This window comes from Kitasatospora sp. NPDC096077, assembly GCF_040303245.1.
Taxonomy (GTDB): domain Bacteria; phylum Actinomycetota; class Actinomycetes; order Streptomycetales; family Streptomycetaceae; genus Kitasatospora.
Genome location: NZ_JBEOSV010000010.1, coordinates 194,742 through 207,698 on the forward strand (window position 1 = coordinate 194,742; position 12,957 = coordinate 207,698).

Genomic DNA, 12,957 nt, shown 5'->3' on the forward strand with positions numbered 1-12,957 from the left:
CTACGCCCCTTCATCGGCGTGCTCCGTTCCGTTGCTCCTCGACGTAATCCGCATAGCGCTTCTCTGCCAAGGGGATCGACTCGTCGTACCACTCCGACCAACGACCAGACTTGTCGCCCGCCACGAGGATGATGGCCTCCCGCTCCTGGTCGAAGACGAACAGCATGCGCACTTCGCTGGCCCCCGAGGAGCCCGGCCTGAGTTCCTTGAGGTTGTGCAGGCGGCTGCGGTGGATCCGGTCCACCGCAGGCCGTCCCAGGGTCGGGCCGATGTCGGCCAACAGGTCCAAGGCCTCAAGGATGTTCTCAGCCGTTCTGGGGTCGTCCTCACAGATCTGCAAGTACCACTCCTCAACCGGCGCCAGTAGCGTGATCTCCCACATGCGACGAGATTAAGTTGTCCCTTATAGGCTACCGCGCGCTTTCCCGACCAATCCACCCCTGCGAGGGACAACACGTACGGCCCAGCGCGCGCCCGGCGCACGACCTCCGCACACTACCCCCGCGCGCTCCGCCACAGGTCCGTGACGATCGCCGCCGCCGGGCCGGTGCGGGCCAGGTGGTGGGCGGTGCCCGCCCAGAGGTGCATGGCGGTGGTGTCGGCGCGCCGGGTGGCGGCAGCGCGCAGCGGGGCGGTGAGGTGGTGGACCTCGGGGTAGGCGGGCGGGGCGTACGGGCCGTGGCGGTCGATGAAGGCGTTGCGCAGGCCGCGGGCCGGGCGGCCGGTGAAGGCGCGGGTGACCACGGTCTCCGGCAGTTCGGTGAGCGCGGCCCGGTGGGCGGCCGAGGCGCCGGACTCGTCGGAGCGCAGCAGCGCCGTGCCCAGCTGCACCGCGTCCGCCCCGGCCCGCAGCGCCGCCGCGATCGCCGGGCCGTCGCCCAGCCCGCCCGCGGCGATCAGCGGCAACGAGGTCACCGCCCGTACCGCGGCCAGCAGTCGGGGCAGCGGCAGCTCGCCCGGCAGGTCCGTGGTCCGGTGGGTGGAGCGGTGCCCGCCGGCCTCCGGGCCTTGCACGGCCAGGGCGTCCATCCCGACCGCCTGCGCCGCCCGGGCCTCCTCCGGCGTGGTCACCGTGCCGATCTGGAGAACGCCCGCCGCCCGCAGCGCGGCGGCCTGCCCGGCCGTCGGCAGCCCGAAGGTGTACGAGACCACCGGCACCGGGTCGGCGAGCAGCACGTCGAGCTTGGCCTCCCAGTCGTCCCGGTCCGGCCCGATCAGCTCCGGCAGCTCCACCCCCCACCGCTCGGCCTCGGGCCGCAGCCGCTCCCGGTAGGCGGCGACCGCCGCCGGGTCCCCGGGCGGGCCGGGCACGAAGAGGTTCACGCCGTACGGCCGGTCGGTCGACTTCCGTACCTCGGCGATCTGTTCGGCCATCCCGGTGGCGCTGCGGTAGCCGGCGGCCAGGAACCCCAGCCCGCCGGCCCGGTTGACCGCCGCCACCAGCGCGGGCGTCGAGGCGCCGCCCGCCATCGGGGCACCGATCACCGGAAGGTCCAGGTCGGCGAGGCGTACGGTCATCGGGCGCTCCTCACACTGCCGCGGGCACGGAACGCCCCCACCCTACGCCCGGCGGGCTCAGCGGATCAGCCCGCGCCCGCGTGCCTCCCGCACCGCCGCGGTGCGCGAGTCGACCCCCAACTTGGTGTAGATGTGCACCAGATGGGACTTCACGGTGGCCTGGCTCAGGTGCAGGTGCTGGCTGATCTGCTGGTTGGTCAGCCCGTCCGCGACCAGCCCCAGCACCTCGGTCTCCCGCGCGCTGAGCGCCGCCGCGGGCGTCCGCATCCGCTCCAGCAGCCGGTCCGCCACGCTCGGCGCGAGCGCGCTGCGCCCCGCCGCGGCCGAGCGGACGGCCTGGGCGAGTTCCTCCGGCGGCGCGTCCTTGAGCAGGTACCCGGTGGCGCCCGCCTCCAGCGCGGGCAGGGTGTCCGCGTCGCTGTCGTAGGTGGTGACCACCAGCACCCGCGGCGCGCCCGCCCGGGCGGTGATCGCCGCGGTGGCCTGCGCCCCGTTCATCGTCGAGCCGGGACCGAACTGCAGGTCCATCAGCACCACGTCCACGTCCACGCCCGGTTCGGCCGCCAGCTCGACGGCCCGCTCCGCGGTGGCCGCCTCCGCCACGATGGCGAAGTCCGGCTCGCTCTCCAGCACCGCCCGCAGTCCGGCCCGCACCACCGGGTGGTCGTCGGCGATCAGCAGCCGGATCACGAGCCGGCCTCCGGGGCGATCGGCAGCTGCACGGCCAGCGCGGTGCCCTCGCCGGGCGCGGACTCCACGGTGAAGCTGCCGCCGAGCGCCCGGGCCCGGGCCCGCATCGAGGGCAGTCCGAAGCCGCCGTCCCCGCCGGTGCGGCCGGCCACCGCCGCCGGGTCGAACCCGGCCCCGTCGTCGAACACGTCCAACGCCACCTCGCCCTCCATGTAGCTGAGTGTCACCTCGGCCCGCGAGGCCGCGGCGTGCCGCACGGTGTTGCCGAGCGCCGACTGCGCGATCCGCAGCAGCGCCACCTCCTGTGCGGCCGGCAGCCGCACCTGGTGCCCGGAGACGTGCAGGTGGACGGGCAGTCCGCTGTGCGCCGTGGTGGTCGCGCACAGCCGCTCCAGGGCGACCGTCAGCGGATCGCCGTCCAGCGCGGGCGGGGTGAGCGCCCGGACGAACCGCCGGGCCTCGTCCAGGTTGTCCTGGGCGGCCTGCCGGGCCTGCTCGACGTACCCGGCGGCGGCCTCGGTGCGCTCGGGCAGCGCCCGCTGGGCCGCCCGCAGCAGCAGTTGGATCGAGCTGAGGCTCTGCGCCAGGGTGTCGTGGATCTCCCGGGCGAGCCGCTCGCGCTCGGCGAGCACCCCGGCCGCGTGGTGGGCGGCGGCGAGGTCGGCGCGGGCGGCGGTCAGCTCGTCGATCAGCCCGCGCCGTTCCTCGCTCTCCCGGTACAGCGCCTGGTAGCCGAGCACCGTGGCGGTGGCGACGGCGGCGCCGAGCGCGGGCCCGATCGAGGCGGCCAGGTTGAAGGCGTGCTGGTGCCAGGACCAGGCGGCGATCGCCCCGGCCGCGGTGAGGGCCACGGCCGTCAGCCCGCCGCGCCGCCCGAGCAGGTGCAGTTCCAGGAAGTACAGCGGGAAGGCCAGCCACACCCCGTCCTGGGTGGCGACCAGCAGGCCCGCCCAGGTGACGCCGAGCAGCGCCAGCCAGAGCGCGGCGCCCCGGCGGGAGCGGTGCACGGCGGCCAGCCTCGGCCCGACGGCGTACACGGCGGCCATCGCGGAGGCCGCGGCGGCCACGGCCGCCGGATCGCCGCCCCGGTCGACGAAGGCGGCCCGGGCGACGGCGAGGACGAGCAGGCCCGCCACGAGCAGGTGCAGGCAGAGCCGGAGGACGCGGGCGACGGGGGTGGTTCGGGAACGTTCGGTCGCCATCCCTCCAGCCTAGGTTCCGCCCGCGCACGGCGGCATCAATCAAAAGGTTGAACTCCGCTTCTGCCCTTCGATGCCCAGGATGCAATCCCCGGCGCGATGCCCGCGACCCTCCGGTTCGGCGAATGTTGGCAGCGTCACCGGTCCCACTGCCGCAGGAAGGCCCACCGTGTTCGTCGCCTGGAGGGATCTCCGGTTCGCCAAGGGGCGGTTCGCCCTGATGGGAACCGTCATCGTGCTGATCACCGTGCTGGTCGGCCTGCTGTCCGGCCTGACCGCCGGGCTCGGCCGGCAGAACATCTCCGCGATCACCGGCCTGCCCGCGGACCACCTGGTGTTCTCCAGGCCCGCCGACGGGCAGCAGCTGAGCTTCACCGACTCCCAGCTCACCCCCGACCAGTGGCAGGCCTGGTCCCGCGAGCCGGGCGTCACCTCCGCCCAGCCGCTCGGCATCACCACCACCAAGGCCGCCGCGGGCACCCGCACCGCCGCGCTGTCCGCCTTCGGCGTCCCGGACGGCTCCGACCTGGCCCCGCAGGGCGACCGGATCGCCCCCGGCCAGGCCGTGCTCTCCCGCACCGCCGCCGAGAAGCTCGGCAACCTCACCGCCGGCGCCGACTTCACCATGGCCGGGCACCCGCTGCACGTCGCCGCCGTCGAGGGCGACGCCGCGTACAGCCACACCCCGGTGATCTGGACCAGCCTCACCGACTGGCAGCGGTTCGCGCCCGGCGGGACCGGCCACGCCACCGTCATCGCCCTGCACACCGCCAAGGGCGCCGACCTCGCCGGCGCCGACGCCCGGCACGGCACCGTCACCCGCACCCGCGACGACGCGCTGGCCGCGATCGGCTCCTACACCTCCGAGAACGGCTCGCTGCAGCTGATGCGCGGCTTCCTGTTCGCCATCTCCGCCCTGGTGATCGGTGCCTTCTTCACCGTCTGGACGATCCAGCGCAGCGGCGACATCGCCGTGCTGAAGGCCCTCGGCGCCTCCACCCGCTACCTGCTGCGGGACGCCCTCGGCCAGGCGGTGCTGCTGCTGGTGCTCGGTACGGCCGTGGGCACCGCGATCGCCGCCGGCTTCGGCGCGCTGATCGGCTCCGCCGTCCCCTTCGTCCTGGACGCCCCGACCGTCCTGCTGCCCGCCGTCGTCATGATCGCCCTCGGCGCGGTCGGCGCGGCCCTGTCCATCCGCCGGATCACCTCCGTCGACCCGCTGACCGCCCTGGGGAGCGCCCGATGAGTCTCGTGCTCGACCGCATCACCCTCACCTACCCGGACGGCGACGGCCGGCTCACCGCCCTGGACGAGGTCTCGCTGACCGTCCCCGAGGGCTCCATCACCGCCGTGGTCGGCCCCTCCGGCTCCGGCAAGTCCAGCCTGCTGGCGGTGGCCGCCACCCTGATCACCCCGGACTCCGGCCGGGTCGTGGTGGACGGCACGGACACCACCGGCCTGAGCCGCGCCGAGCTCACCGCACTGCGCCGCGACCGGATCGGCATCGTCTTCCAGCAGGCCAACCTGCTGCCCTCGCTCACCGCCGCCGAACAGCTCCAGGTGATGGCCCACCTGGACGGCCGCTCCCCCCGCGAGGCCCGCGGCCGCGCCCTGGAACTCCTCGACGCCGTCGGCCTCCGCGACCAGGCCGCCCGCCGGCCGCACCAGCTGTCCGGCGGCCAGCGCCAACGGGTCAACATCGCCCGGGCGTTGATGAACGACCCCACCGTGCTGCTCGTCGACGAGCCCACCAGCGCCCTCGACCACGAACGCGGCGCCGCCGTCCTGGAGTTGATCACCGACCTCACCCACCGCCGGGCCACGGCCACCGTCCTGGTCACCCACGACCGCACCCACCTGACGGCCGTCGACCAGATCGCCGAGGTCCACGACGGCCGGCTGACGCTCCCGGCGGCGGTGGCCTGAGCTACTTCTTCGCCGCCAGCACGTCGTCCACCGAAAGCGTCACCGACGCCCCGATCGACTCCGGCAGTGTGAACGACTGCCCCGGGTGGTGGACGGCGTGCACCTGGTACTCGCCGTCCTGCGGCTCGGTCAGCACCATGACCCGCTGATTCGTCCGGTCCACGATGACGTAGACCGGCACACCGGCGGACGCATAGGCGGCGGGCTTCTTCTTCAGGTCATTGCTGTGGTTGGAGGACGTCACCTCCAGCACGAGGCGGAAGATCGCGGGGTCGTAGGCGCCGTACTCCAACACCCTGTCGTCACTGTCCGCATCAGTGATCGCCAGATCGGGCACCGCGAAGTCGAACGGGCCATCAGGCAGGCGGATGCCGACGTTCTGCCAGATCTCGGTCTCGCCGCTGTCGAGCCCCGCTTGCTCGAAGACTCGGTCGAACCTCTTCACCGATCGGCCATGCGACATGTTCGGGGTGGGCGTCACGGCGATCTCGCTCCCGATGATCTCGACCCGGTAGCCGGGGAACTGCTCAGAGATCAGCTCAGCGGCTTCGAACAGCGTCGGCTGTTCCATGGGCTCTTCCACTGCTGCGGCGGACATGGAGTTCCTCCTGGCTGCCGATGTCGAGATCATCATCGTAGAACGCGGGCGCCTTCCGACCCCCACTTCCCACTCTTCACCCGAACGGGTGGTTTAGCCCCTACCGAGCCCGCAGCCGCAGGGCCGGACGCTCCGGCTCGGCCGCCTCGTCCTGGCCCGCCCAGAGCGACCGGACGTGGCTGAGGTGCCGGGTCATGCAGGCCTCGGCCGCCTCCGCGTCGCCGGTGAGCATCAGGTCCAGCAGCTCCACGTGCTCCTCCGCCGAGGACACCAGCTGCCCCAGCTCGTCCAGCCGGGTCAGCCCGTACAGCCGCGAGCGCTTGCGCAGGTCGCCGACCACCTCCACCAGCCGGGCGTTGCCCGCCAGCCCCAGCAGGTCGAGGTGGAACTGCCGGTCCGCCTCCAGGTAGCCGATCAGGTCGTGCTTGCGCGCGGCCGCGACGATCGCCTCGGCCTCCGGGCGCAGCCGCTCCAGCTGCTCCTTGGTCGCCGTCCGGGTGACCAGCCCGACGGTCGGCACCTCGATCAGGGCGCGGATCCCGGTGTAGTCGTCGAGGTCGCGCTCGGTGAGCTCGGTGACCCGGAAGCCCTTGTTGCGGACGGCCTCGACCAGCCCCTCGCGGGCGAGGTCGAGCATGGCCTCGCGGACGGGGGTCGCCGAGACGCCGAAGTCGGCGGCGAGCGCGGGCGCGGAGTAGACGACTCCGGGGCGCAGTTCGCCGGAGATGAGGGCCGCCCGGAGGGCGTGGGCGACCTGGTCGCGGAGCCGCTCCTGCACGGAGATCAGGGTGCGGGATTTGAGCTCGGCCATGGTGTTCCTCCGGGTGGGTGCAGAACACCAGCGTACAATGTCACGTTACGTTGAGCGCGCAACAATCCGGGATCCGGACGCCCCGTCAACCCCGCCGATGCTCATCGTGGCAGCGGCCGACGGCCCTGACAACGGCCGACGGCACACGATCTGGCCACAACACCTGGAGCAACGGACATGGGCATCGAACTCGCCCTGCACGACGGCCGGCCGGACGGCCGCCGCCCGAACGAGGGCCGCCGCCCTGCCCCGGCGGTGCTGCACCTCTCCACCGACCACGGCCCGGCCCTCGCCGAGGCCCTGGCCGAGCACGCCCGCCCCACCGACCACCGGCTCGGCCGGATCGACCCGTACGGCGACACCCACCTCAACGAGCAGGAGGCGGCCGCCGCCTTCGAGGAGGCCACCGCCCTGCTCGCCCGCTGCCGCACCGACCGACAGCGGGCCGCCGTCCGAGACCTGCGCAACCTGCTCGCCAACTGTGCGGCCACCCCCGGTAGTTGGCTCACCTTCCTCGGTGACTAGGCCCTCCCCTGGGCCCGCGCCGCCCGGTAGACCTCGGCCGCCACCGCCAGGTCCTCCCAGGCCATCCCGACGCTCTTGAAGAACCGCGGCCGCCCGTCCGGCACCAGCGCGTCGCCGCGCACCAGCTCGGCCAGGTTCCACACCTGCCGCTGCCCCAGCGCGCCCGCCATCAGCAGGTCCCCGGCCTCCCGGGCCGCGACGCCGCGCGCCTCCACGTACAGCTCGGCCCGCCCGACCAGCACCTCGTCCACCTCACGGGCGTCCGGCTCGTGCGAGCCGACCGCCGCGACGGCCGCGTGCCCGGGCACCAGCGCGCCGTCGAACAGCGGGGTGCGCGCGGTGGTGCAGCAGACCACGAGGTCAGCCCCGGCGACGGCCTCCGGCGCGCCCACGGACGCCGAGAGCCCGAGCCCGCGTCCGTACGCCGCCAGTGCGGCCGCCCGACCGGCGTCGCGCGCCACCACCGTCACCCGCCGGAGCGGCCGGACGGCCAGCAGCGCGTCCAGGTGCCCGTACGCCTGCGGCCCGGAGCCGAACACCACCAGGTGCTCGGCCTCCGGCGCCGCAAGCCGCGCGAGCGCCGCCGCCGTCACGGCGGGCGTGCGCAGGGCCGTGAGGGCCGCGCCGTCCAGGACGGCCAGCGGCTGCAGGGTCGGTCCGTCCAGCAGCAGGTAGCTGCCGGTGATCCGGGGCAGTCCGAGCGCGGGGTTGGCCGGCGCCACCCCGGCGATCTTGACCCCCGCGTAGGGCCCGGCGGCGGCCGGCATCATCAGCAGCTCCCCGGCCGGTACCGGTACGGCCGACCGGGCGGGTGCCGCTTCCGGGTCGAACCCGTCCAGCAGCACCCGCTCGATCGCCCGCACCGCGTCGGCGGGCCCGACACCGCCGACCCCCGGCACGGCGTACTGGAGCGGCTCAGCCGCCGCACCGGGCAGATCAGTACCGGTCAGGTCAGTACCGGTCAGGTCGGAACCGGGAGCAACGACACCGGGCGCAACGGAACCGGACGACACAGCAGCACTCACAGCAGGAACCCCGTCCCCAGCCCGTCCCCCGACTCCAGCACGAACCGGTGCTCCCCGGTGCGGTGCGCCGTCCCGCTGACCTCGGTCACCACGCCCTCCGCCAGCGGGTCCCCGCCGGCCAGGACCCGCCCGGTGAACACCGTGCCGATGATCGACTCGTGCCGCAGCTCCTCCCCCGGGGCGAGCCGCCCCTCGGCCGCGAGCACCGCGAGCCGGGCGGAGGTGCCGGAGCCGCAGGGCGAGCGGTCGATCTGCCCGTCCGCGAACACGGTGACGTTCCGCTGGCTCAACACACCGTCGGCGGAAGGAAGTTCGTCGTACAGCACCACCCCGTACACCCCGGACAGCCGCGCGTCCTCGGGGTGGACGACCGCCTCGGTGCCGGCCAGCAGCTCCCTGATCTCCCGCCCCACAGCGGTGAGTTCGGGCAGCTGCGCCGGCTCGACCGCGAGGCCGAGCGCAGCCGCCGGCACCGAGGCGTAGCACGCACCGGAGTGCGCCACCGCGACCTCGACCACCCCGCGCGAGGTGGTCAGCGGCAGCTTCAGGGCGCTGACCCGGCTGGGCACGTTGCGGAAGGTGACCCCGGTGGTCCGCCCGCCGGCCCGGTGCACCAGCGCGGTGACCCGCCCGGAGGGCACGTCGATCCGCACCCGGGCCGTGCCGTCGGCGGGCGCCTTGACCAGCCCGGAGTCCACCGCCCAGGCGCCGAGCGCGATGGTGCCGTGCCCGCAGGCCGTCGAGTAGCCGTCCTTGTGCCAGAACAGCACGCCCAGGTGCGCCTCGTCGTCGTCCGGCGGCACCAGGAAGCCGCCGTACATCCCGGCGTGCCCGCGCGGCTCCCGGACCAGCAGCTGCCGGACGGTGTCCAGCGCACCGGGCCGGGGCGCGGTGGCGCTGCCGCCCGCGCCGAGCACGATCGCCCGGCGTTCGGCGACGCTGTCGCCGGGGATCGGGGGCAGCCCGCCCAGCACGATCCGGAACGGCTCGCCGGCCGTGTGGTAGTCGACCGCGTCGACGGTGTCGAGCAGGTCCACCGTGCGGGTGCCCATCACGCGCCCCCGCCCGGCAGCACGCTGACGGTACGGCTGACGGTGTAGAAGTCCAGGGCGGCCTGGCCCTGTTCGCGGTCGCCGTGGCCGGCGCCCTTGGCCCCGCCGAAGGGCAGGTGGAAGTCGACGCCGCTGGAGGGGGCGTTGACCCGGATCATGCCCGCGTCCAGCCGGTCGGCGGCGGCCAGCGCCACGTCCAGGCTGCGGGTGTGCACCGAGGTGGCGAGGCTGTGCGGGGTGTCGTTGGCCAGCGCGATCGCCTCGTCCAGGTCGGCCGCCCGGTGCAGCACCGCGACCGGTCCGAAGAACTCCTCACGGGCCAGCGGGTGTTCGGCCGGCACGTCGGCGAGCAGGGTGGGTTCGAGGTACCAGCCGTCCCGCTCGGGCACCCGCCCGCCGGTCAGCAGCTCGGCCCCGGCCGCCACCGCCGAGGCGACGGCGACGGTCAGCCGCTCCCGTGCGGCGGCGTTGATCACCGGCCCGCACACCGCGTCGTCGACCGACGCCAGCGCCTTGACCAGCGCCTCGCGCAGCGGCTGGTACGCCGCACCGACCGCGATCACCCGGCTGGTGGCGGTGCACTTCTGCCCGGCATAGCCGGCGACGGCGGCCGCGATGTGCCCGGCGGCCAGCTCCACGTCCGCGTCCGGCAGCACCAACGCGGCGTTCAGGCCGCCGAGTTCGGCCTGCACCGGCACCCCGCGCCCGGTGGCGGCGCGGACCACCGCGCGCCCGACCCCGGTCGAACCGGTGAAGGACACCACGTCCGCGGCGTCGACCAGCGCCTCGCCCTCCTCGGCCCCGCCGGGCAGCACCGTGAACACGTCCGCGGGCAGCCCGGCCGTTCCGGCCAGCTCCGCCAGCCGCAGCGCGCACGCGGTCGCCTCGGGGGCCGGCTTGAGCACCACCGTGTTTCCGACCGCCAGCGCCGGCGCGGCCTTCCAACTGGGGATCGCCAGCGGGAAGTTCCACGGCGCGATCAGCCCGGCCACCCCGTACGGGCGCCGCCGGGTGAGCAGCAGCCCGGGCCCGGCGGCGGTCTCGTGCACCGCCCCGGACGGCGCGTACGGCGCCTGCGCGTAGTACCGCCAGATCGCCGCGGTCCGGGCGACCTCGCCGCGCGCCTCGGCGAGCGGCTTGCCGACCTCGCGCACGATCAGCGCGGCCAGTTCCCCGGCGTGCGCCTCGACCGCCTCCGCGAGCCGCCCCAGCGCCGCCGACCGGGCCCCCGCCCCGGCCGCGAGCCAGCCGCCCTGGGCGGCCCGGGCCCGTCCGACGGCGGCCCGCACGGCCTCGGCGCCGGGTGCCTCGACCGCGACCACCAGGTCGGTCGGATCGGCGGGGTTGTACGAGGTGATGCTCACAACTACCAGCCCTTCAGAGCAAGTTCACAGCAGGTTGGACAGCGGGGTCAGAGCAGGAAGCCTGCCGGGAACGGGTCGTCCGGGTCGAGGAAGTACTGGGCGGTGCCGGTGACCCAGGCCCGTCCGGTGACGGTCGGTACCACCGCGGGCCGCCCGGCGACCTCGGTCTCCTCGACCAGCCGCCCGGTGAAGGTGGTCCCGATGAAGGAGTCGTTGCGGAAGTCGCGCCCGAGCGGCAGTTCGCCGCGGGCGTGCAGCTGCGCCATCCGCGCCGAGGTGCCGGTGCCGCAGGGCGAGCGGTCGAACCAGCCGGGGTGGATGGCCATCGCGTGCCGGGAGTGCTCGGCGGTGGAGCCGGGGGCGAGCAGCTGGACGTGGTGGCAGCTGTGGATGGACGGGTCCTCCGGGTGCACCGGCCGGTCCGGGCCCGCGTTGATCGCGTCCATCATGGCCAGGCCCGCGTCCAGGATCTCCTGCTTGCGCTCGCGCTCGAAGGGGAGCCCGAACTCGGCGAGCGGCAGGATGGCATAGAAGTTGCCGCCGTACGCGAGGTCGTAGCGGACCGTGCCGTAGCCGGGCACCTCGATCTTGCGGTCCAGCGCGACGGAGTACGAGGCCACGTTGCGGATGGTGACCGCCTTGGCGGCGCCGCCCTCGACCCGCACCTCGGCGACCACCAGCCCGGCGGGGGTGTCCAGCCGCACCGTGGTGACCGGCTCGACCACCGGCACCATCCCGGTCTCGACCAGCACGGTGGCGACCCCGATGGTGCCGTGCCCGCACATCGGCAGCAGCCCGGAGACCTCGATGTAGAGCACCCCGAAGTCGGCGTCCGGCCGGGTCGGCGGCTGCAGGATCGCGCCGCTCATCGCCGCGTGCCCGCGCGGCTCGTACATCAGCAGGGTGCGGAAGTGGTCCAGGTGCTGCTGGAAGTGCACCCGGCGCTCGGCCATGGTGGCCCCGGGGATGACGCCGAAGCCGCCGGTGATCACCCGGGTCGGCATGCCCTCGGTGTGCGAGTCGACGGCGTGGAACACGTGACGGCTCCGCATGGCCTCACAACTCCCTCTGATGAACGTTTGGTTGAGGCCGGCTGCCCGCACAGCCGGCCCGGACGGGGGCAGGTTACGCCAGGCCCTCGGCCAGCGCCTTCTCGGTGGCCGCACGGACGGCCGCCTCGATCTCCGGGAGCAGCGGCTGACGCGGCGCCCGGACCGGCCCGCCGGGGCGGCCGGCGATGTCCATGGAGAGCTTGATGGCCTGGACGAACTCGGTCTTGGAGTCCCAACGGAACAGCGAGTGCAGCGACTTGTACAGCGGCAGCGCGGTCTCCAGGTCCCGCGAGACGGCGGCGTCGTAGAGCGCGACCGAGGCCTCCGGCAGCGCGTTGGGGTAGCCCGCGATCCAGCCGACGGCCCCGGCGATCGCCAGCTCCAGCAGCACGTCGTCGGCGCCGATCAGCAGGTCCAGCCCGGGGGCCAGCTCGGCGATCTCGTACGCCCGGCGGACGTCCCCGCTGAACTCCTTGACCGCCACGATCGAGCCCTCGCCGTGCAGCTGCGCGAGCAGCGCGGGCACCAGGTCGACCTTGGTGTCGATCGGGTTGTTGTACGCGACGACCGGCAGGCCCGCCTTGGCGACCTCCGCGTAGTGGGCGCGCACCGAGTCGTGGTCGGCCCGGTAGGCGTTCGGCGGCAGCAGCAGGACGGAGCCCGCCCCGGCCTCGGCGGCCTGCTCGGCCCAGCGGCGGGACTCGGCACTGCCGTACGCGGCGACGCCGGGCATGACCCGGGCACCGTCGCCGGCCGCCTCGACCGCCACCTCGACGACCCGGGCGCGCTCCTCGGCGGTGAGCGTCTGGTACTCGCCCAGCGAGCCGTTGGGCACGACGCCGTCACAGCCGGACTCGATCAACCAGCGGACGTGCTCGGCGTAGGCCTCGTAGTCGACGGAGAGGTCCGGGCGCAGCGGGATCGTGGTGGCGACCATGATGCCGCGCCAGGGACGGGTGGTGTCACGGGGGGTGATGGACACGGTGTACTCCTTGGTGAGGTGTGACATTTTATTAGAGGAGACAGGCCGGAGACAAGAGTCCCCGGCCCGCGCGTTCGGCGGGCCGTCCCGGGTCGGACCGGGCCGGCCCCCGAGGAGGCATAGGGCGTGTCTGACAATTCGCGTCGGATCAGCGCGCGGCGTCGGGGTGCGTGCATCGCAAGGCGGAGGAGGGAGTCCATGCGGAGCATCGGCGA

14 protein-coding genes are annotated in these 12,957 nt (G+C 74.2%); 3 read left to right on the forward strand and 11 right to left on the reverse strand.

The genetic code is table 11. The features are described 5' to 3' along the window. Window positions 1-10 precede the first annotated feature (10 nt). The 4 genes from ABTZ03_RS13160 to ABTZ03_RS13175 all read right to left on the reverse strand — a co-directional run bounded on the left by ABTZ03_RS13160 (window position 11) and on the right by ABTZ03_RS13175 (window position 3,410). Entirely contained in the window at window positions 11-382 is a 372-nt protein-coding gene (locus ABTZ03_RS13160) for a type II toxin-antitoxin system RelE/ParE family toxin (RefSeq protein ID WP_350512992.1), read from the reverse strand. A 113-nt stretch (window positions 383-495) separates the two neighbouring features. Next, window positions 496-1,518, reverse strand: coding sequence for a nitronate monooxygenase (locus tag ABTZ03_RS13165; RefSeq protein WP_350512993.1), 1,023 nt, complete (start codon window positions 1,516-1,518; stop codon window positions 496-498). Window positions 1,519-1,575: 57 nt separating this feature from the next. Continuing rightward, window positions 1,576-2,208, reverse strand: a complete 633-nt coding sequence (locus tag ABTZ03_RS13170; protein ID WP_350512994.1) for a response regulator — start codon at window positions 2,206-2,208, stop codon at window positions 1,576-1,578. Next, window positions 2,205-3,410: a sensor histidine kinase gene (locus tag ABTZ03_RS13175; RefSeq protein WP_350512995.1), complete on the reverse strand. Its 1,206-nt coding sequence runs from the start codon at window positions 3,408-3,410 to the stop codon at window positions 2,205-2,207. Before ABTZ03_RS13175 ends, ABTZ03_RS13170 begins: the two co-directional genes overlap by 4 nt. 166 nt (window positions 3,411-3,576) lie before the next feature. Here ABTZ03_RS13175 and ABTZ03_RS13180 point away from each other — a divergent pair, with 166 nt between their 5' ends. After that, window positions 3,577-4,653: an ABC transporter permease gene (locus tag ABTZ03_RS13180; protein WP_350512996.1), complete on the forward strand. Its 1,077-nt coding sequence runs from the start codon at window positions 3,577-3,579 to the stop codon at window positions 4,651-4,653. Further along, window positions 4,650-5,333, forward strand: coding sequence for an ABC transporter ATP-binding protein (locus ABTZ03_RS13185; protein ID WP_350512997.1), 684 nt, complete (start codon window positions 4,650-4,652; stop codon window positions 5,331-5,333). The genes ABTZ03_RS13180 and ABTZ03_RS13185 overlap by 4 nt, the downstream gene beginning before the upstream one ends. Window position 5,334: 1 nt before the next feature. Here ABTZ03_RS13185 and ABTZ03_RS13190 read toward each other — a convergent pair whose 3' ends face one another. Both ABTZ03_RS13190 and ABTZ03_RS13195 read right to left on the reverse strand, forming a co-directional pair. Further along, window positions 5,335-5,931, reverse strand: coding sequence for a Uma2 family endonuclease (locus tag ABTZ03_RS13190; protein WP_350512998.1), 597 nt, complete (start codon window positions 5,929-5,931; stop codon window positions 5,335-5,337). A gap of 100 nt (window positions 5,932-6,031) precedes the next feature. Continuing rightward, window positions 6,032-6,742, reverse strand: a complete 711-nt coding sequence (locus tag ABTZ03_RS13195; protein WP_350512999.1) for a GntR family transcriptional regulator — start codon at window positions 6,740-6,742, stop codon at window positions 6,032-6,034. Window positions 6,743-6,919: 177 nt separating this feature from the next. Here ABTZ03_RS13195 and ABTZ03_RS13200 point away from each other — a divergent pair, with 177 nt between their 5' ends. Continuing rightward, a complete protein-coding gene (locus tag ABTZ03_RS13200) occupies window positions 6,920-7,267 on the forward strand; it encodes a hypothetical protein (RefSeq protein WP_350513000.1) in 348 nt (115 codons plus the stop codon). Here the strand turns inward: ABTZ03_RS13200 and ABTZ03_RS13205 are convergent. The 5 genes from ABTZ03_RS13205 to ABTZ03_RS13225 all read right to left on the reverse strand — a co-directional run bounded on the left by ABTZ03_RS13205 (window position 7,264) and on the right by ABTZ03_RS13225 (window position 12,769). Then, the gene (locus ABTZ03_RS13205; protein ID WP_350513001.1) at window positions 7,264-8,292 is read right to left on the reverse strand and encodes an ornithine cyclodeaminase family protein; all 1,029 of its coding nucleotides are present in this window, start codon (window positions 8,290-8,292) and stop codon (window positions 7,264-7,266) included. The genes ABTZ03_RS13200 and ABTZ03_RS13205 overlap by 4 nt on opposite strands. After that, on the reverse strand, window positions 8,289-9,344 hold the full coding sequence (locus ABTZ03_RS13210; protein WP_350513002.1) for a proline racemase family protein: 1,056 nt from the start codon (window positions 9,342-9,344) through the stop codon (window positions 8,289-8,291). Before ABTZ03_RS13210 ends, ABTZ03_RS13205 begins: the two co-directional genes overlap by 4 nt. Next, window positions 9,344-10,708: an aldehyde dehydrogenase family protein gene (locus ABTZ03_RS13215; protein ID WP_350513003.1), complete on the reverse strand. Its 1,365-nt coding sequence runs from the start codon at window positions 10,706-10,708 to the stop codon at window positions 9,344-9,346. Before ABTZ03_RS13215 ends, ABTZ03_RS13210 begins: the two co-directional genes overlap by 1 nt. Before the next feature lie 47 nt (window positions 10,709-10,755). Continuing rightward, window positions 10,756-11,760 (reverse strand): proline racemase family protein, encoded by a 1,005-nt coding sequence (locus tag ABTZ03_RS13220; RefSeq protein WP_350513004.1) that lies wholly within the window; start codon window positions 11,758-11,760, stop codon window positions 10,756-10,758. A 73-nt stretch (window positions 11,761-11,833) separates the two neighbouring features. Further along, window positions 11,834-12,769 (reverse strand): dihydrodipicolinate synthase family protein, encoded by a 936-nt coding sequence (locus ABTZ03_RS13225; RefSeq protein ID WP_400921015.1) that lies wholly within the window; start codon window positions 12,767-12,769, stop codon window positions 11,834-11,836. Window positions 12,770-12,957: the final 188 nt, after the last annotated feature.